The following is a 22,671-nucleotide window of genomic DNA, read 5'->3' on the forward strand; positions in this document are numbered from 1 at the left end:
TATTTTTTTGTTCAACACTTTTTAAAAAACAGCGATTTAGCAATAAATAAAAATATAATTAGTTTTATCCAGTGTTGAACGTAATATTTTGAAAATATTTTTTATAAGAAAACAATAATTTTTTATAAGTATATATTTTTTAAAATTTTTTAAGTGAATGTAAAAGAATTAAAAATAATGACTTCTATTTTACAATAAATCATATTATTTAAATAATACTCATAGGTAATAACTCACGGGGTTGTCCCGTCTTATTAATAGCTACATAAATAAATATTGCTTCTGCAGCACAGTAGTATTGACCTAATGGTTTAGAATAAATTTTTTTAATCCATATTTCTACATTAATTTTAATAGAACTTTTTCCAATTTTAATGCAATTTGCATAACAATTAACAATATCACCAACTGACACAGATTTTAGAAAATTAATACTATCAACACGTACAGTAGCTACCTTGCCACCAGAAATTTCTTTAGCCAATATTGCGCCGCCTAGATCCATTTGAGACATAATCCAACCACCAAAAATATCACCATTAGCATTAATATTTTCAGGCATTGAAAGTGTTTTTAACACTATTATTCCCTTTGGTAATTTATTTTTTTCTGACATTATTAAAATGTTCACTCTATTATTAGGTTATAAAAATTATTTATTTTTTGATATTTTACAATTGATATAGATACTTGTTATTAAAATTAAAAAAAATGTTAAAGATGTAAAACCAAAAACTTTAAAATTTACCCATATAGTTTCTGAAAAATAATATGCTATATAAATGTTTAAAATAGCGCAAAATAAAAAAAATAAAGACCAGATAAAATTAATTTTGCGCCAATAAATATTAGATATTTTTATATCTTTTTCTAAAAATCTTTGTATCATTGGTTTTCTTGTAAAAAATTGACTAATTAATAATACTAAAGAAAAAATTATATAAATAATTGTTATTTTCCATTTAATAAATTGACTGTTATGAAAAAAGATTGTTAGAGAACCAAAAAAAAAGACTGAAAGAAAACTAAATAAACTAATTTTATCTATTTCATTATAAAAAATCCAATGGATTATACATATTAATCCCGATATAACAATTAGCGAACCAGAAGCTATAAAAATATCATAAAATTTATAAAATATGAAAAATATGAACATTGGTAATATATTTAATATTTGTTTCATAATATAAACCTGAATAATTTTCAATTTTTAAGAACGCAAGAAAATCATATAAAATCGAAATAAGTATATAATTAAAATCGAAAATAGTATATTCATACTAATATTTGATATTAAAAATAGAACGTTTTTGTTAATCAAAGAAAAATGAGCTAGCAACATAGTTAAAATAAACTTACCACACATCCAAAATAATACACCTGGTCCTATTATTTTTATATATTTCCAAGAAATATACATACTAAGACGAATAGAATCTAGTAATCTATTCTTTTTAAAAAATAAAATAATAGGAGATAAAGATAGTATTATAGATAATAATATTCCTGGGATAATTAACAACATAAAACCTATCTGAATAATAAAAGTAGTTAAAAAATTTAATATAAATAAACTTGGAAAAAATAAAAAAAAAGTTCTTATTGATGATACAATTGATTTTTTTTTAGGTTCAGATACAACAGAAATTAAAATGATAATACTTCCTAATAATGTGGTTTTACTAATTAATGATTCCATAATTTTTAAAATAGAATATTTTAATAATTCATGTTTTTCATTTAAATTCATATTTTGAATGAATTCTAATAATGAGCTAGTGTTGATAAATTTATTATTTTCCATTATAGACACAATATGCATATCTGGTTTAATAAACATATCTATTAATATATTCATAAAAGTAGCAAATATAGATATAAAAAAAATAGCTCCTATTTTTTTGTAAAAAAAATGATGCGTATCATGACGTAATTTATTTACTGTAATCGGCATATGTATATTCCTTATAAATAACTTTATATGATGCAAAGATTATACATATTATTTGATATGAGAATGTTTTTAAAACATAAAAGATTACATATTATATAAAAATATTATTCTAATTTAGTAGAAAGTTTTAATAAATGAGTAAATTTTTTTATTTCTTTAATCATTTTTTTTTCTTGATTTAAATATTTTTCAATAATATTTATTATTGCTGAACCACATATTACACCAGATAAGCCTGATGATATTGCTTCTTTTATTTGTTTAGGATTTGAAATACCAAAACCTTGTAATAGAGGGACAGAATTATATTTTTTTATTTTATTTATAAAATCTCTAGGTAATGCAATAGTATTATTTTTAATCCCGGTTACTCCAGGACGAGATAATACATAAATAAATCCTTGTGCATATAAAGAAATTTTATATAAAAAGTCTGCGTCTGCATCAGGAGGACAGATAAAAATAGGATTAATTTTATATTTATTTGCTATATTATAAAAAATTTTTGATTCTTCAATTGGAACATCTGCTATAAGTACAGAATCTAAACCAGAATTAAAGCATTGAAAATAAAAATTATCAATACCTTGATTATATACAAGATTTGCATATATCAAAATACCAATAGGTAATTTTTTATTTTTTTTACGTAATTGTTTTAATATTTTAAAATATTCAAAAAAAGTATTATTTTTAGATAAAGCACGTAAATTAGATTTTTGCACAGTTGGTCCATCAGCTAATGGATCTGAAAACGGAATACCGATTTCTAAAGCATCCGCACCACTTTTTATTAAAGTTTCAATAATTTTTATTGATGTTTCTAAAGAAGGATCACCTAAAACTACAAAAGGGATAAAACATCCTTCTTTCAAGCAAGATAATCTTTTAAATGTTTCCTGATATCGATTCATGATTACTCTCCTTCTTTTTTAAAACATCATGTACTGTAAAAATATCTTTATCTCCACGACAGAAAGATTAGCAATTAAAATTTGTTCTATTGTAGGATCTTTTTTCATTAATTTTAATGCATATGCTAATGCATGAGAAGATTCTAAAGCAGGAATAATGCCTTCTTTTCGAGATAAAACCTGAAATGCACTTATTGCTTCCTCATCAGTAATAGAGACATATTTCGCACGGTTAATACTATTCAACCAAGCATGTTCAGGACCAACAGATGGAAAATCTAATCCTGCTGAAATTGACCAAGATTCTTGAATCTGACCCTGTTTATTTTGCATCAAATGTGATTTCATACCAAAATAAATACCGGTTCTACCATGTTTTAATGGTGCCCCATGTTTTCCTGTGTGTATCCCATAACCAGCCGGTTCTACTCCGATTAAATTAACTTTATCATTAATAAAATCTGAAAATATACCAATAGCATTAGATCCACCGCCAATACATGCAATAATTGAATCAGGAAGTTTGTTTTCTTTTTCTAAAATTTGTTTTTTTGTTTCTTCCCCAATCATCTTTTGAAATTCACGAACAATAGTGGGATAGGGATGTGGTCCAGCTGCAGTACCAATCATATAATGAGATTTTTTATAACTACTAGACCAATCGCGTAAAGCTTCATTACATGCGTCTTTTAGTGTTCCAGAACCGTTTTTAACTGAGATGACTTCTGCACCCATTAATTTCATACGAAACACATTTGTGTTTTGTCTTTTAATATCTTTAATTCCCATGTAAATTCTACATTTTAAATTAAATAGTGCACAAGCAATTGCAGAAGCTACACCATGTTGTCCAGCACCTGTTTCAGCAATAATTTCTTTCTTTTTCATTCTAATTGCTAACATAGCTTGACCTAATACTTGATTAGTTTTATGTGCTCCACCATGTAGTAAATCTTCTCTTTTAAGATAAATTTTTGTTTTTGTTCCTTTGGTTAAATTTTTACATAGAGTTAATGGAGTAGGTCTGCCAGCATAGTTTTGTAATAAATAAAAAAATTTTTTTTGAAATTCAGCATCTTTTTGCGCGGAAACAAAATTTTTTTCCAATTCAAATAAAGCTGGCATTAATATTTGTGGAACGTACATACCGCCAAACTCACCAAAATAAGGATTTAGTAAAGTCATATAATTATTTTCCTTGATTGATTAATTAAAAAATTATTTAACCATATCTTAATTTTTGAAAAATTGATTTTATTTTCTTGTAGTCTTTAATACCAGGAGATATTTCTACGCCGGAATTTAAATCTAATCCTGAGCATTTTAGTTTAGAAGCTGTAATACAATTCTTTAAATTAATTCCTCCAGCTAAAATAACATTATCTAAAATATGATGGTTTAAAATAGACCAATTAAAAGATGTATTACTTCCTCCAGAATCAGAGTCAAATATATACATATTTACATTGTCCCAATTGCGATCTGGCAATTCTGATTGAATAGAAAAAGCTTTCCAAATATTGATTTTTTTAGGTAGTATATTCCTTAATTTATCAATATATTGTTTATTTTCTTGTCCATGCAGTTGTACACCATAAAGTGATAGTTCTTCAGCAATATCTACGATAATATTGATATTTTCATTTTGAAAAATTCCGATCAATTTTAATTTTCTATTTATAGAAATATTTTTTGCAGTTTTTTTAGTAATATAACGAGGAGAATTTTTTACAAAAATAAGTCCGCCGTAAATTGCTCCGTATTTTTCAGAAACTTCTATATCTATACTACGAGTTAATCCGCAGACTTTATTATCACCAAAAATTATAGAACGAACGGCTGTCTCTAAATTAGTTTGAGACATCAAATGAGAACCAATTAAAAAACCATTGACAAATTTACTAAGTTCTTTTATTTCTCTATATTTTTTTATACCTGATTCGCTTATTATTATAGTATCTTTTTTAATTAAAGAAGATAAAGTACGTGTACGATTTAAATCAATTGATAAATCATGCAAATTGCGATTGTTAATACCTATAATATTAGCATTTAATTTTAGAGCACGTTTTAATTCCTCTATATTATTTACTTCAGTTAGTATGCCCATATTTAATTTTTTTGCAATTATAGATAGTTCTTTATACTGTATATCATTTAAAACAGATAACATTAATAAAATAGCATCTGCATTATAATATCTAGATAAATATACTTGATATGGATCAATAAAAAAATCTTTGCATAAAACAGGTTGAGAAACACATTCTCTTACTATATTTATAAAATTTAAATTTCCATGAAAATATTTTTCATCTGTCAGGACTGAAACAGAAGATGCATATTTTTTGTAAACATTAGAAATTTCAATTAAATTAAAATTGTTTCTAATAATACCTAAAGAAGGAGATTTCTTTTTATATTCTAATATAAAACATGGTTTTTTTTCTTTTAAAGAATGGTAAAAATCCCGTGTTTTTTTATTTATTTTATCTTTAAAATCAATTAAAGGCTGTTTTTCTTTTCTTAATCTAATCCATTCACTTTTATCTTGTATAATTTTTTTAAGTGTTGTGTCTTGCATGATTATCTTCTTTTAACATGTTGGCAACATTTCGTATATGTTTATAAACATCTCCGCTTCTAATTTTATTTAATGCTAATTTAGTATTTTCTTTTAAATTTTCGTATCCGAATACTTTTAATAACATAGCTACATTTACTGCTATTAATTCTTCGTATAATTTACTGCCTTTTCCTTTCATTATTTCTTTAATAATATGATAATTTTCTTCTAAAGAATTAATTTTTAAAATTTTTTTAGGATGCATTTTTAAGCCAAAACTTTCCGGCTGAAGTTGATATGATATAATTTTTTTATTTAATAACTCAGAAACATATGTTGTTCCATATAAAGTAACTTCATCTGTGTTATCACTATGTAAAACAATTGCTCTTTTATATTGTAAATTTTTTAAAATATTAACTGCAATATTTATTAGATTTTTATTATATACACCAATGACAGAAAGAGGAGGTGTTGCAGGATTTAGAAAAGGACCTAAAAAATTAAAAATAGTTTTAGTCTTTAAATCTGTACGAACATTATTAGAATATTTAAAACCGTCATGATATTTAGGTGCAAATAAAAAACAAATGTTTAATTGATCTAAAGTTTTACGAGATTTTTCTGGAGATGCATTTAGATTTATATTGAATTTTTCTAAAATATCAGAAGAGCCTGATTTACTAGAAATTCTTTGATTGCAATGTTTAATAATTTTTAAACCACATGTTGCTGCTACAAATGCACTCATGGTTGAAATATTGATAGTGTTTTTAGCATCTCCTCCTGTTCCTACGATATCAGAAAAAATATAATCAGGTTTTGGAAAATATTTCATTTTGTCTAAAAATGCTTTTATTGCTCCTGTTATTTCTTCGATTGATTCACCTCGTATTTTCATTGCTGTTAATATAGATGCTAGTTTTATATCTGTTATTTTTCCAGAAGAAATTAATGTAAACAATTGATAACTTTCTTCTTGATTTAAAAATTTTGAATCATAAATTTTAAGTAAAATATTTCGCATTTATTACCTTTTAGTAAATTTTTTAAACAAGTTTTTATTTATATTTAAAATATTTAAAAATTTATATTTTGTTAAATTTCCACAATAATCTATTGATGTGAATAATTCAATTTAAATTTTAAAAACTTTATTTTATAAAGTTTTTAAAATCAAAATTTATACTAAAAAACAAAAATATAACTATTATTTATAGACACTATATGTGTTATATTTTTATTTTTTGGGGCCTTTTAAATGAATAAAATATTAGTGATAATATTATTTTCTTTAGTTTCTCTTACTTGGGGGACCACATGGATTGCAATGAAAATTGCAACAGAAACAATTCCTCCTTTTTTTGCTACTGGAATGCGTTTTTTAGTTGCATCTCCTATATTAATTATTTTAGCGTATTTTACAAAAACCCCACTCTTATTTCCATACGGACAGAGATGGTTTCAATTAATCATTTCAATTTTTTATTTTTCTATTCCATTTGCATTAATGTTATATGGAGGTATGTATGTTAGCTCTTCTGTAGCTTCTATTATATTTTCCAGTATGCCTGTAGCTGTATTAACAGTATCATTTTTATACTTGAAAAAAAAATTATTTCTAACTCAAAAAATAGGCATGTTTATTTCTTTAATAACATTGTTAACTATTTTGCTAATAGAATTAGAATCACAATGTTTTTTTCAGTGGAAGGGAATTTTAGCTTTACTGTTTGCTTTATTTAGCCATGCTTTTATTTACTCTGAATGTCAAAAAAAATGTTTAAACGTATCTGTTATAACTTTTAATGCTTTACCATCATTATTATCTGGAATATTGTTATCTACTACATCTTGGTTTATAGAAAGTCCTCATATTAATACTTTTTCTAATAGATCTATTTTAGCGATATTTTATCTTGGAGATTTTTCTGGTATTTTTGGTATTTTATCTTATTTTTATTTACAACAAAAAGTTAGTGCATTTTACGCTTCTACTGTTTTTTTAATTTTTCCAGTGATTGCTGGATTTTTAGAAAATTATATTTATAAAAATGCTATTTTATTATGTGAAATATGGTTTATTTTCCCATTAATTATTGGAATATTATTAACTTTAATCCCCGTTAATTATCTAAAAAAGATAAGAAATAAAATAACGAGACTATCATGTTTGCTATTTTAGTATAACACCACTATAAAGGGTTTAATAAATGAGCGAAAAGATACAAAAAATATTATCTCATTTGGGATACGGTTCACGTCGCAATATTGAAAACATGATTAAGTTTGGAGACATATCTATTAATGGAAAAAAAATAGTAATTGGACAACGTTTAAATAACAAAAATATTGAAGTAATTACTATTAAGGGAGAAACAGTATCTATAAAAAAAACAGATTTTAAAACAAAAATAATAATTTACAACAAACCAGAAGGGGAAATATGTACCAGAAATGATTATAAAAAACGACCTATTGTATTTGATAAATTACCATTGTTGAATATTCATAGATGGATAAGTATTGGAAGATTAGACATCAATACGAGAGGATTGTTGTTATTTACAAATAATGGAAATCTAGCTAACGAACTTATGCATCCAAGCAATAAAATAGAAAGAGAATACTATATTAGGGTTTTTGGAAAAATTAATAAAAATACAATGAATATTTTAAAAAATGGAGTTAAAATTAAAGATGGTAATGCTGCATTTAAAAGTATACAGACTATTGATCATGCATGTTCAAAAAAAAATAAATGGTTTAAAGGTGTTTTATGTGAAGGAAGAAATCGTGAAATTAGATCTATGTGGCAAGCAGTTCAATGTCAAGTTAGCAGGTTAATTAGAATACGATATGGCAATATTTTTTTACCAAAAAATTTAAAATTAGGAGATTGGAGCGAATTAAGTTCTGAATCAGTAAATAATTTATCTAATCTAGTTTCTTTAAAAGATTCTTGAAATCATTTTATATAAAAAATTATTTTTTTATTTTAAAAAACATTTGTTCTATTTTTTTTAAAAAGGTTTATTGTGTGAATTTACTTTTAAATTATGAATTATTCTTAGCAAAAATTATTACTTTTATTATAATTAGTATTTCCATATTAATTTTGTTTTATACTATAATAAAAAGAAAAAAAAATATTCAAAGTAAAATCAAGATTACTTTATTACAAGATAATTATAAAAATGTAAAAAATAAAATTTTATTATCTACAATGAAAAATGTTGAAAAAAAAATATGGTTTAAAAAACAAAAAGAAAAAAATAAAAAGGAACTATTACTTAAAAATAACAAGAAAAAATTGTTTGTATTAGATTTTAAAGGCGATGTTTATGCAAACGAAGTTGTTGGATTGAGAGAAGAAATATCTGCTATTCTTTTAGTAGCAAACAAACATGATGAAGTATTATTGAGACTAGAAAGCTCGGGAGGTGTAATTCATGGATACGGCCTAGCAGCATCTCAGTTAAATAGATTACGTCAAAAAGGAATACGTTTAATTGTTTCTGTAGATAAAATTGCAGCAAGTGGAGGATATATGATGGCATGTGTTGCAGATTATATTGTTTCAGCGCCATTTGCGATAATAGGTTCGATTGGAGTAGTCGGTCAAATACCTAATTTCAATAAGTTATTAAAAAAATGTAATATAGATTTTGAACTTCATACAGCTGGAGATTATAAACGTACTTTAACAATGTTTGGAAACAATACTGAATCTACACGTAAGAAATTCTGTGATGAGTTAAATACAACACATAAACTTTTTAAGAGTTTTATTAAAGAAATGAGGCCATCTCTAGATATTGAAGACGTTTCTAATGGAGAACACTGGTTTGGAACTATTGCTTTAGAAAAAAAATTAGTAGACCAAATTGGGACAAGTGATGATATCTTAATATCTAAAATGGAAGAATACACTTTGTTAAGAATTCAATATATTTATAGAAAAAAAATATTAGAACGTTTTACTGCTTCAGTAACACATAATCTCAGTGAAACGTTACTAAAAATATTTTTTTATAAAAATTATTTATAGTTTTCAAAATAAATACAATTTAAATATTCTTATGCGATATCAATATTTTTTTCAATCTAAATTAATGTAATTTACTGGATAGAAAAATGCAAAAATCTCTGGTAATAGTCGAATCTCCAGCAAAAGCAAAAACTATAAATCAATATTTAGGTTCTGAATACATAGTTAAATCTAGCATCGGACACATCCGAGATTTAACGAAAGGAAAACTATATAACAAAGAAAAAAACAAAAAATTTTTAAATGAAAATTTCATTGAAAAGACTAATGAGAATAAAATTTTAATTAAACAAATGGGAATTGATCCTTATCAAAATTGGAAATTTGAATATCATATTTTACCTGGCAAAGAAAAAATAATTTCTGAATTGAAATATATCGCAAATCAAGTTAAACATATATATCTTGCTACAGATTTAGATAGAGAAGGAGAAGCTATAGCTTGGCATTTAAAGGAAGTTATTGGGGGAGATTCTTCTAAATTTAGTCGTGTAGTATTTAATGAAATCACACAACATTCCATACAAAAAGCTTTTAAAAATGTAGGTCATATAAATATGAATCGAGTGCATGCGCAACAAGCACGTCGGTTTATGGATAGAATTGTAGGTTATATGATTTCACCTTTATTGTGGAAAAAAATTGCAAGAGGCTTATCTGCAGGACGAGTTCAATCTGTAGCCGTTCGTATAATAGCAGATCGTGAAAGTATTATAAAAAACTTTGTTCCTGAAGAATATTGGAAATTAGATGTGTCTCTTATTTCTCAAGATAAAAAAAAGATTAATATGGATGTCACACACTATAATAATAAAAAATTTCGTCCGATAAATGAGAATGAAGTATCTTTTGCAGTTGAAAAAATTCAAAAATCATCTTGCATTGTGAAAAATTACGAAGAAAAAATATCTTATCTAAAAGCACCTGCTCCATTTATAACATCTACTTTGCAGCAATCTGCCAGTCTTCGTTTAGGATTTAGCGTAAAAAAAACAATGTTTTTAGCGCAAAAATTATATGAAGAAGGCTATATAACTTATATGAGAACTGATTCCAATTATTTAAGTGAATATGCTATTAAAAAAGTACGAAAATATATAAAAAGTAATTATGGCTCTAATTACTTACCTAAAGAACCAAATATATATTCCAATGAAAAACATTCTCAAGAGGCTCATGAGGCTATTCGGCCTTCTGATATCAAAATAAAAAATATAGATTCAGATCATTTGAACTCTAGTGCTAAAAAATTATATGAATTAATTTGGAATCAATTTTTAGCTTCTCAAATGAAATCAGTTAAATACAAATCTATAACCGTAACAGTTTTAGCTGATATGTTTAAATTACAAAAAAGTGAACGAATTGTAATGTTTCAGGGTTGGAATAAAGTTTTAATTGAAGAAAAAAATGTTTTTTCTCAATTTCCAATACTTCAAACAGGAAGTCAGTTATTTATTAATAAAGTTACACCTAGTCAAAAGTTCACTAAACCTCCACCACGTTTTAGCGAAGCGTCTTTAGTTCGCGAATTAGAAAAAAAGGGTATTGGAAGACCTTCTACCTATTCTGCTATTACATCAAAAATACAAGATCGAGGATATGTTAAAATTAAAAAAAACAAATTTTACGCAGAAAAAATGGGAGAAATTCTTACTATTCGATTAAAAAAAAGTTTCAGCAATTTAATTGATTATAATTTTACCGCACATATGGAAAAAAAACTTGATCAAGTTGCGGAAAATAAAGTTACATGGAGATATTTGCTTGATGATTTTTTTAAAAAGTTTTCTGAGCAACTAGAACAGGCTAAAAAAAGCCCAGAAGAAGGAGGAATGGAATTAAATAATATTGTTCCAACTTCACTTAATTGTCCAATATGTTGCAAAAAAATGGGTATAAAAACTGCAATAACTGGTGTTTTTCTTAGTTGTTTGGGATATAACAATACTGACAATAAAAAACGTTGCAAAAAAACTATTAATCTTATTACATTAAATGATTTTAATAAAGAACAAGATAATCAAAAAAAAATATCTCTACAATTAATTCAAAAATGTGACATATGTAATATGTATATGGATAGTTATTTTATTAATGAAAAACTAAAGTTGCATATTTGTGCGAATAATCCCAGTTGTTCTGGCTATAAATTTGAAAAAGGAGTTTTTAAAAGTCCTATTTATTTATCTAAAACAATTCAATGTGAAAAATGTTATAATAATATGAAATTAAAAATAGGTCCATTTGGTAAATTTTTTACATGTATAAACAAAATATGTAAAAACACAAGAAAAATTTTACCTAATGGCGAAATATCTGATCCAAAATTAGAACCGATTCCTTTTCCAGAATTATTATGCAAACAATCTGACGCATGGTTTGTTTTACGGGAAGGCATTTCTGGTATTTTTTTTGCAGCAAATACTTTTCCTAAATCACGTGAAACTAGATCTCCATTTGTAGAAGAATTAGTCCGTTTTCAACATTTATTACCAGAAAAAATATATTATTTATCTAGTGCACCTGTTATTGATAATTATGGAAATAAAACTATTGTTTGTTTTGATAAAAAAAAGAAAACGCATTACATTGCTTCTAAAAAAGACGGAAAATTTACAGGTTGGTCAGCTGTATTTATTGATCAAAAATGGTGTGTAATAAATAAATGATATTTATAATAAATAAAATAAAATATTTTTAAAAATCTCGTTTTTTCTTGGATTATATTAGATAACATTCACGTATTTTTTCATTAATAAGTCTAATAAATTTTGAGCTGCTAGTGATATTTCCAGAATAATTATTATTATTATGTTCATACTCACCCATAAAATTATTAATTAAACAACCAGCTTCTCGAACTTGCAATTTACTTGCTACAAATTTATTAGGATCTAAATTAAAATCAAATAAACAATCTATTTTTCCGGCTGCAACATAAGCAGAATCAAGTATACTAGAACCAGTACATCTAAAAGAAATTCCAGATATTATTAATTTTTTATATATTTCAAAATAGGATGAAGTTAAATTATGAATTTTATTGGATGGATTTACAGCAACTGTACTATAATTTAAAGTATTGATTGCACTGCATCTAGTTCGATATCCATTTAATTGTGAACCTTGTCCTTTTACGGCTGTGAATAAATCATTTTTTATAGGATCATATATTACAGAAATTTCTGTTTTATTTTTCACGACAACAGCTATAGAAACACAAAAATATGGGAAATATTTAAGAAAATTAGTTTTTCCATCTAATTCAGTAATAATCCAAACAGTATTTTTTTCATTTTTCTTAACAAGAATATTTTCATGTTTTTTTAAAATAGTATGATAAGGATAAGATTTATGAATAATTTCACTGATTATTTTATTAGTCTTATAAATTATGTTATTTAAAAATACTTTGTTTTTTTCTACATCTTCTTTAACAAATTTGCGTCTTTCATAATTTTGAATAATAAAATTTCCTCCTTTTCGCACTGCACGAATAGCAATATTTAACATGGGATGCATATAAATCTCCTAAAATTTTAACGTTTCTTAGAATAATGTTACTATTTAAAAATATTTAATATTCATTCAATTTTAATAATATACTTTTAGATATGAAAACAATCTCAAAATTAATGAATTTATTATATTAATATATTATTATAATCAAATTATAAAAAATAATAATATAATTTTATTATTTTTTCTTACTAAGGCAATTATTTTAAATGAACAAATATTTTGTATTAATTTATTTTAGGTTTTTAGATGAATAATCATATTGATATATTTAACATTCCAATATCTAAAATTAATTTGTTAGATTTAAATCGTCAAAATTTGAAATATTTTCTTATTTCTTTAGGTGCAAAAAATTTTTGCACAGAACAAGTCATGAGTTGGATTTACAATTATTATTGTGATGATTTCAATAAAATGCTGAACATTAGTATTAAAACAAGAAAAAAACTATATGAAAAATCTTATATATTTGCATCAGAATTTATAGAAGAAAAAATTTCTTATGATGGTACAATTAAATGGATCACTGATATTAATAATCAAAAAATTGAAACGGTATATATGCCGGAAAAAAAACGATCTACTCTTTGTGTTTCCTCCCAAATAGGATGTTCATTAAAATGTCATTTTTGTGCTACTGGACAAGAAGGTTTTCAACGTAATTTAAAAGTTTCTGAAATTATTGCTCAAATTTGGCAAGCAAATAAAAGATTAAAAGAAAAAAATATAAAAAAGAATATTACTAATATAGTCTTTATGGGTATGGGTGAACCTTTGTTAAATTTAAAAAATGTTGTTTCCGCATTAACAATTATTTTAGATGAGTATGGTTTTGGTTTATCGAAACGTCGTGTTACCTTATCTACTTCAGGAATAGTTCCTGCATTAGATAAATTAAGAAACATGATCGATGTTTCTTTGGCAATTTCTTTACATGCCCCAAATGATTTTATTAGAAATATTATTATGCCAATTAATAGAAAATATAATATTTCTTCTGTTTTAAGTTCAGCATTAAAATATTTTAAATATTCAAATGCTAATCGAGGTGGAATAACAATAGAATACGTTATGCTAGATAGAATTAATGATTCCAATGAAAATGCTCGACAATTATCTGTTTTATTAAGTAAAATACCTAGCAAAATTAATTTAATTCCCTGGAATTCTTTTTCAGGTCCATCTTTTTTGTGTAGTAATACTGATCGAATAAATATGTTTGCAAATATTCTCAGAAAAAAAGGATTTACGACAACAATTAGAAAAAATAGAGGAGAAGATATTAATGCTGCATGTGGTCAGTTAACTGGTATTATAACAAATTATTTTAAAAAATGATTTATTTGTTATTCTTTTCCATGATATATAAGCATATAAAATAAAAATTTATGAATAATAAGTGTAAAATTATCAATAGAAGAAAATCTGATCGTATTTATGTTGGAAAAGTCGCTATTGGCAATAATGCGCCAATATCAGTTCAATCTATGACAAATACTCGTACTACTAATATCTCTGAAACTATTAATCAAATCTTAGAGTTACAAAAAGTAGGAGTAGATATTGTTCGTATTTCTATACCCAATTTAAAAGCTGCAGAATCATTCAAAGAAATAAAAAAACAAACAAATGTTCCATTGATTGCAGATATACATTTTGATTACAGATTAGCTTTACAAGCTATAAAATATGGTGCAGATTGTTTAAGAATTAATCCTGGGAATATTGGAAATAAAAGAAGAGTATCAGAAATCATTTCTTACGCAAAAGATGAAAATATTCCAATTCGTATTGGTGTTAATGCTGGATCTTTAGAAAAAGATATATTAAAAAAATATAAAATACCTACTCCAGATGCATTAGTAGAATCAGCTATGAGGCATATTGAATACTTTGATGCTTTAAATTTTAATCAATTTAAAGTTAGTGTTAAAGCGTCTGATGTATTTTTAGCTATTGAATCATATCGCATGTTAGGAAAAAAAATTACACAACCTTTGCATATTGGCATAACTGAATCCGGTGGTTTAAGGAATGGAACAGTTAAATCATCTATAGGTATTGCTTTATTATTATTAGAAGGCATTGGAGATACAATACGAGTTTCATTAGCGGCACATCCAACTGAAGAAGTAAAAGTAGGTTATGACATTTTAAAAGTTTTATCTTTAAGAGCAAGAGGTATTAATTTTATTGCTTGTCCTACTTGTTCTAGACAAGAATTTGATGTAATTAATACAGTAAATCAACTAGAAAAAAATCTAGAAGATATCTCGACTCCCATAGATGTATCAATTATTGGTTGCGTTGTTAATGGAATAGGTGAATCTAAAATAGCAACTTTAGGTCTAGCAGGAAGTCATAAGAAAAGTGCATTTTATGAAGACGGAGTAAGACAAAAAGAAAAAATAAAAAACGAAGAAATTATAGAAAAAATGGAAATTAAAATTCGAAAAAAAATAGACAAATTAAATAATTCAAAAAAAAATAATTAATTGATATTTAATACAAGAGACAATAGTGAATAAAGAAATTAAATCTATTAGAGGCATGTATGATTATTTTCCAAAAGATTTAAAAATATGGAATTATATAGAAATTATATTCAAAGAAGTTCTGAATAGTTACTGTTATTTAGAAATTAGATTACCTATATTAGAAAAAACTGAAATTTTTAAAAGAGCGATTGGTAACGTTACTGATGTAGTAGAAAAAGAAATGTACTCTTTTAATGATCGAAAAGGTAATAATTTAACTTTACGTCCAGAAGGCACTGTGGGCTGTGTGAGGGCTATAATACAAAATAATTTACTACAAAAAAGTAATAAATTTTGGTATTTAGGTCCTATGTTTCGATATGAAAGACCGCAGAAGGGAAGATATCGTCAATTCTATCAGTTAGGTGCAGAAGTATTCGGATTAGATACGGAAGATATAGATTTAGAAATTATTATTTTAACAAATCGTTTATGGAAAAGAATTGGTATTGATTCATTTATAACATTAGAAGTAAATTCAATTGGTTCTAAAATAGATCGTGTGCAATATAAAAAAGAATTAGTTAATTTTCTTAAAAAACGTGAATATTTATTAGATGAAGACTGTAAAAGAAGACTATATACTAATCCATTACGTATTTTAGATTCTAAAAATCAAGATATTCAAAATTTATTAAAAGAAGCACCATTGCTAAGTGAATATATTAGTTTTTCTGAAAATAATCATTTTAAAAATTTGTGTAATATGATGAACCATCATGGAATAAAATATAAATGCAATCCGCATTTAGTAAGAGGATTAGACTATTATAATAGTACTGTTTTTGAATGGAAAAGCAATAAATTAGGAGCACAAAATACTATTTGTGCAGGAGGTCGATATGACTCTTTAGTTCAAGAAATGGGAGGGAGAAAAACACCAGCTATAGGATTTGCAATAGGAATAGAACGTTTAGTTTTATTGGTAAAATCACTAAAAATTTTTTCTGAAGTAATAGAAGAATCGAATGTATATATTATTTTTATAGGAGATAATAATAAATGTCATGCTATAAATTTATCTGAAGAAATAAGAGATTTATACCCAAAATTGAGGATATTTATTAATTTTTTACATCAAAATCTTACAAAAAAAATAAAAAACGCTATCAGTTCTCTAGCAAGAATTATTATTTTAATAGGTGATAATGAAATCAAAAAAGGATTTTTTTTGGTTAAGGATTTAAAAGAAAAAAAAGAATATCATCTTTTAAAAAAGGAATTAATACTAAAAATTCAAGAAATTTTTAAATAAATTTATTTATTTCATAAAAATAATTTTTATATTTTTGTATAATAACTTTTAGGTAAAAAATGTTAAATAATAAAATAGATTTTTCAAAATATGATCCAAAACTATGGTTTGCAATAGAACAAGAAAAAAAAAGACAAGAAAATCATATAGAATTAATAGCATCGGAAAATTATACGAGTAATTATGTAATGGATGTACAGGGTTCACAATTGACTAATAAATATGCAGAAGGTTATCCTGGAAAAAGATATTATGGTGGTTGTGAGTATGTAGATATAATAGAAGAATTAGCAATTGAACGAGCAAAAAAATTATTTAACGCCGATTATGCTAATGTTCAACCACATTCTGGCTCTCAAGCTAATTTTTCTGTTTATACCGCATTGTTAAATCCTGGTGATACAATATTAGGTATGAAGTTATCACATGGTGGTCATTTGACTCATGGATCATCTGTCAATTTTTCAGGTAAAATGTATAATGTTATTTCCTATGGAGTAGATGAAAATGGTGAAATTAATTATGAAGAATTATTAAGATTGACGAAAAAGTATAAACCAAAAATGATTATTGGTGGTTTTTCAGCATATTCTGGCATTTGTAACTGGAAAAAAATGCGATTTATTGCAGATAACGCGGATGCTTATTTTGTTGTTGATATGGCTCATGTTGCTGGTTTAGTAGCAGCTGGAATCTATCCAAATCCAATTAATTATGCTCATGTTGTTACGAGTACAACTCATAAAACATTAGCGGGACCTAGAGGCGGTCTTATTCTTGCTAAAAATGGAGATGATATTTTATATAAAAAATTAAACTTATCAGTTTTTCCTGGAGCACAAGGTGGACCATTAATGCATGTAATTGCAGCAAAAGCTATTGCATTTAAAGAAGCTTTAGAACCAAAGTTTAAAACATATCAAAAACAAATAGTAAAAAACTCTAAAGTTATGGTTGAAAGATTTTTAGAAAAAGGATATAAAATCATATCTGGACATACTTTTAATCATTTGTTTCTAATTGATTTAACCAATAAAAAAATAACAGGAAAAGATGCTGATATTATTTTAAGTAAAGCAAATATAACTGTTAATAAAAATACGATACCTAATGATTTAAAAAGTCCTTTTATTACTTCAGGCATACGTATTGGTACTGCCGCTGTTACTAGAAGAGGATTCAAAGAAAATGAGGTCTCTAGAATATCAGATTGGATAACTAGTATTTTAAATAATGTTGATGATCATAATAATGTTCTTCAAATAAAAAAGAAAGTATTAGAAATGTGTTTAAAATATCCCGTGTACATTTGATCAAAAATGTTGAATATGTCCATCTTTGTTAATCATTATATTAATAATGATAAAAATCATACTTTCTAAAACTATTTTTTAAACTTTTTATTTAGGTAGTTTGATTTTTATTTTTTTAAAATTAATTCTATTTTTATTTTTAAAATAAGGAACTACGCCCAAAAATGGAGATTTAATATAATTTAACAAAGTTTGGATGTAATGCATATTATATTTGTCTTTTGGAAAAATATTATTAGCAATCCAGCCTCCACATTTTATTTGATCTGAAATAATAGCTTTTTCTGTTAAAATTGCATGGTTAATACATCCCAATTTGATTGCAATTATTATAATAACAGTTAATTTTTCTTGTTTCACCCAACTTGAAAAAGTATCTTTACAAGATAGTGGTGTATACCATCCACCAGCACCTTCTACTAAAATCCAATTGCTTTTTTTTGTAATATTGTTTAAACCTAAAGACAATTCTTCTTTTTTAATACTCCTTTTTTGAAATTTACTTAAGATATGAGGTGGAGCATTTTCAAAAAATGCAATCGGATTAACTTCTCTATCACTTAATATTATAGAGCTACTTTTCTTAAGAAGAATCGCGTCTTGATTAAAAAAACCAGATGATTTTTTTTGGCCTCCAGAAGAGACAGGTTTGTATCCTGCTGTCTGATATCCAGACATAGTGGCTTTTTTTAGCAAAATACTGCTTACTATTGTTTTTCCTACATTTGTATCAGTTCCAGTAATGAAAAATTTTTTTATCATAATAAAATCTTTTTTTTTAAATCTGACGTAGTATTAAAGAATTATATTGTTTTAATATCGTAATTAACATATTTAATATATTTTTATATTATTATTTTAAATATAAAAAAGTTTCTTTATTAACAATCATATTCATATTAATTGCCCTCCAAATCGAGTAACTCAATATTAGTTATTATGTCTATTTGATACAATAACATATAACTATAATATTGAGTTACTCCTAAAATAAAAAAGATAATATTATTCTTATTTAGAAGAATTTCCCAATATTTTATTTGAAGAAAATAAAATATTTTTATGATTAATAGATTCAAAAATTTCTATAATTTTTATTTCTTCAAGGATATTTTTTTTAAATAAATTATATTATAGCTGCATTATAATATTGATCTTTTTTAATTTTTGACGATTTTATAATAGTTTTATATTCATCTTCTTTTAATAAAGTTTGTGTTTTATTTTCAGGAATTAAATCTAATTTCTTAAATAATTCTAAATCATGTTTTTCTTCTGGATTATCTGAAGTAAGTAATTTACATCCATAAAAAATAGAATTTGCTCCAGCCATAAAACACATTGCTTGAGTTTGATCGTTCATTTTATGACGTCCGGCTGACAATCTAATATAAGATTTTGGCATCATAATGCGAGCTACAGCAATAATACGAATAAAATCAAATGGTTCTACATCTTTATTATCTGCCATTGGAGTACCTGGAATTTTTACTAACATATTAATAGGTACACTTTCTGGTTGAATAGATAAATTAGATAATTCCATTAATAATTCAATACGATCTTGTTTTTTTTCGCCTAAACCTATGATTCCTCCAGAACAAACTTTCATTCCCGAACTACGAACTGCATGCAATGTATGAAGTCGTTCTTGATATGTACGAGTAGTAATAATATTATTGTAAAAATTTTTAGATGTATCTAAATTATGATTATAAAAATCTAAACCGGCATCAGCTAGTTTTTTTGCTTGTGTGCTATTTAATGTACCCAGAGTCATACAGGTTTCCATACCCATTTCTTTTATTTTTTTAATAATTTCTTCTAAATAAGGCATATCTTTTTCTTTTGGGTTTTTCCATGCAGCACCCATACAGAATCGACTAGATCCTGAATCTTTCGCTTTTTTTGCAGCACTTAGGATTTGTTCTATTTCTAATAAAGGTTCTTTTTTCAAACCTGTTTTATATCTAGAACTTTGCGGACAATATTTACAATCTTCTGGACACGATCCTGTTTTTATAGAAAGCAAAGTGCTTATTTGTATTGTATTAGGATCAAAGTTTTTTCTATGTTCTTCTTGAGCTTGAAACATAAGATTAAAAAATGGTTTTTTAAAAAGCATTTTTGTTTCTTCTAAAGTCCATTTTTTTTTCATATTATCTCCAAAAAAATTGTGATTTTATTTAAGTTAACGTTTATACTGAATTATTTAATATTTTATATATAAATTATTATGAGTCAATCTGATACTATTTTTGATTACAAGCATATTTGGCATCCTTATTCATCTATGAATAATCCTCATCCTTGTTATACTGTTATATCAGCTAAGGGAGTATATTTAAAATTAAAAAATAGGAAATATATGATAGATGGAATGTCTTCATGGTGGGCTGCAATACATGGTTATAATCATCCTGTTTTAAATAAAGCATTAAAAAAACAGATAAGAAAAATGTCTCATGTAATGTTTGGCGGAATTACACATCCTCCAGCCATTTCACTGTGTCGAAAATTAATTTCACTAACGCCAGAAAAATTAGATTGTGTTTTTCTTTCTGATTCCGGTTCAGTTGCTATTGAAGTAGCAATAAAAATGTTAATACAGTATTGGCAAGCATTAGGGCAAAAGAGAAAATTATTTTTGACTATTCGTAATGGTTATCATGGTGATACTTTTTCTGCAATGTCAGTATCGGACCCAAAAAATTCATTCCATCAAATATATCATAACTTATTACCAAAACACTTATTTGCAGACGCACCAGTTTCTTCTTTTTATAAAAACTGGGACAACGAAGATATTTTATCTTTTAAAAAAATAATAGAAAAAAATTCATTTAAAATAGCAGGGGTCATATTAGAACCTATCGTGCAAGGAGTCGGAGGGATGAATTTTTATCATCCTATGTATTTGAAGCAAATAAAAATTTTATGTAATCATTATTCTATTCCAGTTATTTTTGATGAAATTGCAACTGGATTCGGTCGAACTGGAAAAATGTTTGCTTTTGAACATGCGAATGTTGTGCCAGATATACTATGTTTAGGAAAATCAATTACAGGTGGTACAATAACTTTGGCCGCAACTCTAACTTCACGTCATATTGCTGATACAATTAGTAAAGGTAAAGTCGGTTGTTTTATGCATGGTCCGACTTATATGGGAAATCCATTAGCATGTGCAGTTGCTAATGCTAACATCAAAATATTAAAAACTAATCAATGGAAAATACAAGTATTGAATATTGAAAAGCAATTATTTAAAAGTTTAATGCCGTTAATTAATCATCCTTATGTTACTGATGTACGTGTATTAGGAGCCATTGGTGTAGTTGAATGTTCTCGTTCAATTAATATGATTTCAATACAAAAATTTTTTGTTGAAAATGGTGTTTGGATTAGACCATTTAAAAAATTAATTTATATTGTCCCACCTTATATTATTAGCCCTCACACATTAAAAAAATTAACGAACGTAATTTCGAATGCTTTAAATAAAACTGAATTATTTATATAATTTTAATTTCAACACAATGCATGTATAAGTATCCATACAGGTCTTTGACCAGTACTATATACATTTATTTTTTTTAATTCACCAGTGCTATTAGAAATGCTATATATAATGAATGTATTAGATTTTTCTCCAGCAACGATCAAATGTGTATTATGAGAATTTATATTAAATGATCGAGGTTGTTCTTCTGTATCATAACTTTTAAAAAAAACAAGTTTATTGTCATTTTGATTGATATGAAATAATGAAATAATATTAAAAAAGCGATCGCAAGCATACAAAAAACGACCACACGATGTTATATGAATGTCAGAACACCAATAATCTTTTAGAAATCTATTTTTCAATACATGTATATTTTGTATATTTTTTACTTTTATCACGTTGTTCTTTTTGTATATTTTCCATACATCTATAGTTCCATTTAATTCATTTATAGTATAGATAAAATCTTGATTAGGATGAAAGATGATATGACGCGGACCTGATTTTTTTTGAGTATGAAGAATATTTTGTTCAGTGCTTTTTAATATTCCAAAATCAGTTAGATAATACAAGTAAATACAATCTTCTTTCAGAGAGATAACAAACAATATATTATATTTATAATTCATTTTTGCAGCATGACAACCTTCTATATTATAGATAATCTGTATTGGATTCTGAGGTATACCAAATTTATTTAATGGACTTACACTAATAAAATTAGAATGATAAGAACTACAAAATAAAAATTCTTTCTTTTTATCAAAAGAAATATAATTGGCTTTTCCTGGAATATTACTCTCATTTTTTTTTTCAAGGAAACCATTATGGTTTATAGAATATGTAATAATTTTATTATCAGGGAAAATTCCAGCATATAATAAATTTCTTTTTTGAATAATATTTATAGGTTGAATTTTTCCGTCTGTTTCAATTTTTTGTATTAAATTCATTTTGCCACTCTTGCATAAATTCCATACTTCTATATTTTTACTTTCTGAATTTGCAATATAAACAACTTGTTTCATACAACTCCTTTAATATT

At 25.4% G+C, this 22,671-nt stretch carries 19 protein-coding genes and 1 pseudogene; 9 read left to right on the top strand and 11 right to left on the bottom strand.

What is annotated here, in order from left to right:
* Nucleotides 1-208: 208 nt before the first annotated feature.
* From yciA to trpD, 7 genes and pseudogenes are all read right to left on the bottom strand, one after another.
* A complete protein-coding gene (gene yciA / locus BU_RS01460; RefSeq protein ID WP_009874228.1) occupies nt 209-616 on the bottom strand; it encodes an acyl-CoA thioester hydrolase YciA in 408 nt (135 codons plus the stop codon).
* A 36-nt stretch (nt 617-652) separates the two neighbouring features.
* Nucleotides 653-1,186, bottom strand: coding sequence for a septation protein A (locus BU_RS01465; RefSeq protein ID WP_010896039.1), 534 nt, complete (start codon nt 1,184-1,186; stop codon nt 653-655).
* A gap of 27 nt (nt 1,187-1,213) precedes the next feature.
* The gene (locus tag BU_RS01470) at nt 1,214-1,957 is read right to left on the bottom strand and encodes a YciC family protein (RefSeq protein WP_010896040.1); all 744 of its coding nucleotides are present in this window, start codon (nt 1,955-1,957) and stop codon (nt 1,214-1,216) included.
* A gap of 104 nt (nt 1,958-2,061) precedes the next feature.
* The gene (trpA, locus tag BU_RS01475) at nt 2,062-2,871 is read right to left on the bottom strand and encodes a tryptophan synthase subunit alpha (protein ID WP_009874231.1); all 810 of its coding nucleotides are present in this window, start codon (nt 2,869-2,871) and stop codon (nt 2,062-2,064) included.
* Nucleotides 2,846-4,056 (bottom strand): annotated as a pseudogene (gene trpB / locus BU_RS01480) (tryptophan synthase subunit beta). Before trpB ends, trpA begins: the two are co-directional and overlap by 26 nt.
* A gap of 37 nt (nt 4,057-4,093) precedes the next feature.
* A complete protein-coding gene (gene trpCF / locus BU_RS01485; RefSeq protein ID WP_010896042.1) occupies nt 4,094-5,455 on the bottom strand; it encodes a bifunctional indole-3-glycerol-phosphate synthase TrpC/phosphoribosylanthranilate isomerase TrpF in 1,362 nt (453 codons plus the stop codon).
* The gene (gene trpD / locus BU_RS01490; RefSeq protein WP_009874234.1) at nt 5,436-6,464 is read right to left on the bottom strand and encodes an anthranilate phosphoribosyltransferase; all 1,029 of its coding nucleotides are present in this window, start codon (nt 6,462-6,464) and stop codon (nt 5,436-5,438) included. The genes trpCF and trpD overlap by 20 nt, the downstream gene beginning before the upstream one ends.
* 234 nt (nt 6,465-6,698) lie before the next feature.
* On the opposite strand from trpD, the gene BU_RS01495 reads away from it, so the two are divergent.
* The 4 genes from BU_RS01495 to topA all read left to right on the top strand — a co-directional run bounded on the left by BU_RS01495 (nt 6,699) and on the right by topA (nt 12,160).
* Nucleotides 6,699-7,622, top strand: a complete 924-nt coding sequence (locus BU_RS01495) for a DMT family transporter (protein WP_010896043.1) — start codon at nt 6,699-6,701, stop codon at nt 7,620-7,622.
* 28 nt (nt 7,623-7,650) lie between these two features.
* A complete protein-coding gene (gene rluB, locus BU_RS01500; protein ID WP_010896044.1) occupies nt 7,651-8,403 on the top strand; it encodes a 23S rRNA pseudouridine(2605) synthase RluB in 753 nt (250 codons plus the stop codon).
* A 74-nt stretch (nt 8,404-8,477) separates the two neighbouring features.
* On the top strand, nt 8,478-9,488 hold the full coding sequence (gene sohB / locus BU_RS01505; RefSeq protein ID WP_010896045.1) for a protease SohB: 1,011 nt from the start codon (nt 8,478-8,480) through the stop codon (nt 9,486-9,488).
* An 86-nt stretch (nt 9,489-9,574) separates the two neighbouring features.
* A complete protein-coding gene (gene topA, locus BU_RS01510) occupies nt 9,575-12,160 on the top strand; it encodes a type I DNA topoisomerase (protein ID WP_010896046.1) in 2,586 nt (861 codons plus the stop codon).
* A 52-nt stretch (nt 12,161-12,212) separates the two neighbouring features.
* On the opposite strand, the gene BU_RS01515 is transcribed toward topA, so the two are convergent.
* On the bottom strand, nt 12,213-13,013 hold the full coding sequence (locus BU_RS01515) for an inositol monophosphatase family protein (RefSeq protein ID WP_009874239.1): 801 nt from the start codon (nt 13,011-13,013) through the stop codon (nt 12,213-12,215).
* Nucleotides 13,014-13,259: 246 nt separating this feature from the next.
* On the opposite strand from BU_RS01515, the gene BU_RS01520 reads away from it, so the two are divergent.
* Genes BU_RS01520 through glyA form a run of 4 tightly spaced genes read left to right on the top strand, consistent with a single transcriptional unit; the run spans nt 13,260 to nt 18,118 of the window.
* Nucleotides 13,260-14,351, top strand: a complete 1,092-nt coding sequence (locus BU_RS01520) for a bifunctional tRNA (adenosine(37)-C2)-methyltransferase TrmG/ribosomal RNA large subunit methyltransferase RlmN (protein ID WP_009874240.1) — start codon at nt 13,260-13,262, stop codon at nt 14,349-14,351.
* A 50-nt stretch (nt 14,352-14,401) separates the two neighbouring features.
* A complete protein-coding gene (gene ispG / locus BU_RS01525) occupies nt 14,402-15,508 on the top strand; it encodes a flavodoxin-dependent (E)-4-hydroxy-3-methylbut-2-enyl-diphosphate synthase (protein WP_010896047.1) in 1,107 nt (368 codons plus the stop codon).
* 25 nt (nt 15,509-15,533) lie between these two features.
* On the top strand, nt 15,534-16,805 hold the full coding sequence (hisS, locus tag BU_RS01530; RefSeq protein ID WP_010896048.1) for a histidine--tRNA ligase: 1,272 nt from the start codon (nt 15,534-15,536) through the stop codon (nt 16,803-16,805).
* Between the two features lie 59 nt (nt 16,806-16,864).
* Nucleotides 16,865-18,118 (top strand): serine hydroxymethyltransferase, encoded by a 1,254-nt coding sequence (gene glyA / locus BU_RS01535; protein WP_010896049.1) that lies wholly within the window; start codon nt 16,865-16,867, stop codon nt 18,116-18,118.
* Between the two features lie 87 nt (nt 18,119-18,205).
* Here glyA and bioD read toward each other — a convergent pair whose 3' ends face one another.
* Nucleotides 18,206-18,880 (bottom strand): dethiobiotin synthase, encoded by a 675-nt coding sequence (gene bioD, locus BU_RS01540; protein ID WP_010896050.1) that lies wholly within the window; start codon nt 18,878-18,880, stop codon nt 18,206-18,208.
* 364 nt (nt 18,881-19,244) lie between these two features.
* Nucleotides 19,245-20,276, bottom strand: a complete 1,032-nt coding sequence (gene bioB, locus BU_RS01545; protein ID WP_010896051.1) for a biotin synthase BioB — start codon at nt 20,274-20,276, stop codon at nt 19,245-19,247.
* Nucleotides 20,277-20,354: 78 nt separating this feature from the next.
* Here bioB and bioA point away from each other — a divergent pair, with 78 nt between their 5' ends.
* Entirely contained in the window at nt 20,355-21,641 is a 1,287-nt protein-coding gene (gene bioA / locus BU_RS01550; protein WP_009874246.1) for an adenosylmethionine--8-amino-7-oxononanoate transaminase, read from the top strand.
* Between the two features lie 8 nt (nt 21,642-21,649).
* On the opposite strand, the gene pgl is transcribed toward bioA, so the two are convergent.
* Nucleotides 21,650-22,654 (bottom strand): 6-phosphogluconolactonase, encoded by a 1,005-nt coding sequence (gene pgl, locus BU_RS01555; RefSeq protein WP_010896052.1) that lies wholly within the window; start codon nt 22,652-22,654, stop codon nt 21,650-21,652.
* Nucleotides 22,655-22,671 lie beyond the last annotated feature (17 nt).

Origin of the sequence: Buchnera aphidicola str. APS (Acyrthosiphon pisum), from assembly GCF_000009605.1 — a bacterium.
GTDB classification, from domain to species: domain Bacteria; phylum Pseudomonadota; class Gammaproteobacteria; order Enterobacterales; family Enterobacteriaceae; genus Buchnera; species Buchnera aphidicola_I.

Coding starts and splice junctions, on each gene's coding strand:
- yciA (WP_009874228.1), bottom strand. CDS start 616: ATGTCAGAAAAAAATAAATTACCAAAGGGAATAATAGTGTTAAAAACA.
- pgl (WP_010896052.1), bottom strand. CDS start 22,654: ATGAAACAAGTTGTTTATATTGCAAATTCAGAAAGTAAAAATATAGAA.
- rluB (WP_010896044.1), top strand. CDS start 7,651: ATGAGCGAAAAGATACAAAAAATATTATCTCATTTGGGATACGGTTCA.
- trpCF (WP_010896042.1), bottom strand. CDS start 5,455: ATGCAAGACACAACACTTAAAAAAATTATACAAGATAAAAGTGAATGG.
- BU_RS01495 (WP_010896043.1), top strand. CDS start 6,699: ATGAATAAAATATTAGTGATAATATTATTTTCTTTAGTTTCTCTTACT.
- trpA (WP_009874231.1), bottom strand. CDS start 2,871: ATGAATCGATATCAGGAAACATTTAAAAGATTATCTTGCTTGAAAGAA.
- BU_RS01470 (WP_010896040.1), bottom strand. CDS start 1,957: ATGCCGATTACAGTAAATAAATTACGTCATGATACGCATCATTTTTTT.
- BU_RS01515 (WP_009874239.1), bottom strand. CDS start 13,013: ATGCATCCCATGTTAAATATTGCTATTCGTGCAGTGCGAAAAGGAGGA.
- trpD (WP_009874234.1), bottom strand. CDS start 6,464: ATGCGAAATATTTTACTTAAAATTTATGATTCAAAATTTTTAAATCAA.
- glyA (WP_010896049.1), top strand. CDS start 16,865: ATGTTAAATAATAAAATAGATTTTTCAAAATATGATCCAAAACTATGG.
- bioB (WP_010896051.1), bottom strand. CDS start 20,276: ATGAAAAAAAAATGGACTTTAGAAGAAACAAAAATGCTTTTTAAAAAA.
- topA (WP_010896046.1), top strand. CDS start 9,575: ATGCAAAAATCTCTGGTAATAGTCGAATCTCCAGCAAAAGCAAAAACT.
- bioD (WP_010896050.1), bottom strand. CDS start 18,880: ATGATAAAAAAATTTTTCATTACTGGAACTGATACAAATGTAGGAAAA.
- BU_RS01465 (WP_010896039.1), bottom strand. CDS start 1,186: ATGAAACAAATATTAAATATATTACCAATGTTCATATTTTTCATATTT.
- ispG (WP_010896047.1), top strand. CDS start 14,402: ATGAATAATAAGTGTAAAATTATCAATAGAAGAAAATCTGATCGTATT.
- bioA (WP_009874246.1), top strand. CDS start 20,355: ATGAGTCAATCTGATACTATTTTTGATTACAAGCATATTTGGCATCCT.
- BU_RS01520 (WP_009874240.1), top strand. CDS start 13,260: ATGAATAATCATATTGATATATTTAACATTCCAATATCTAAAATTAAT.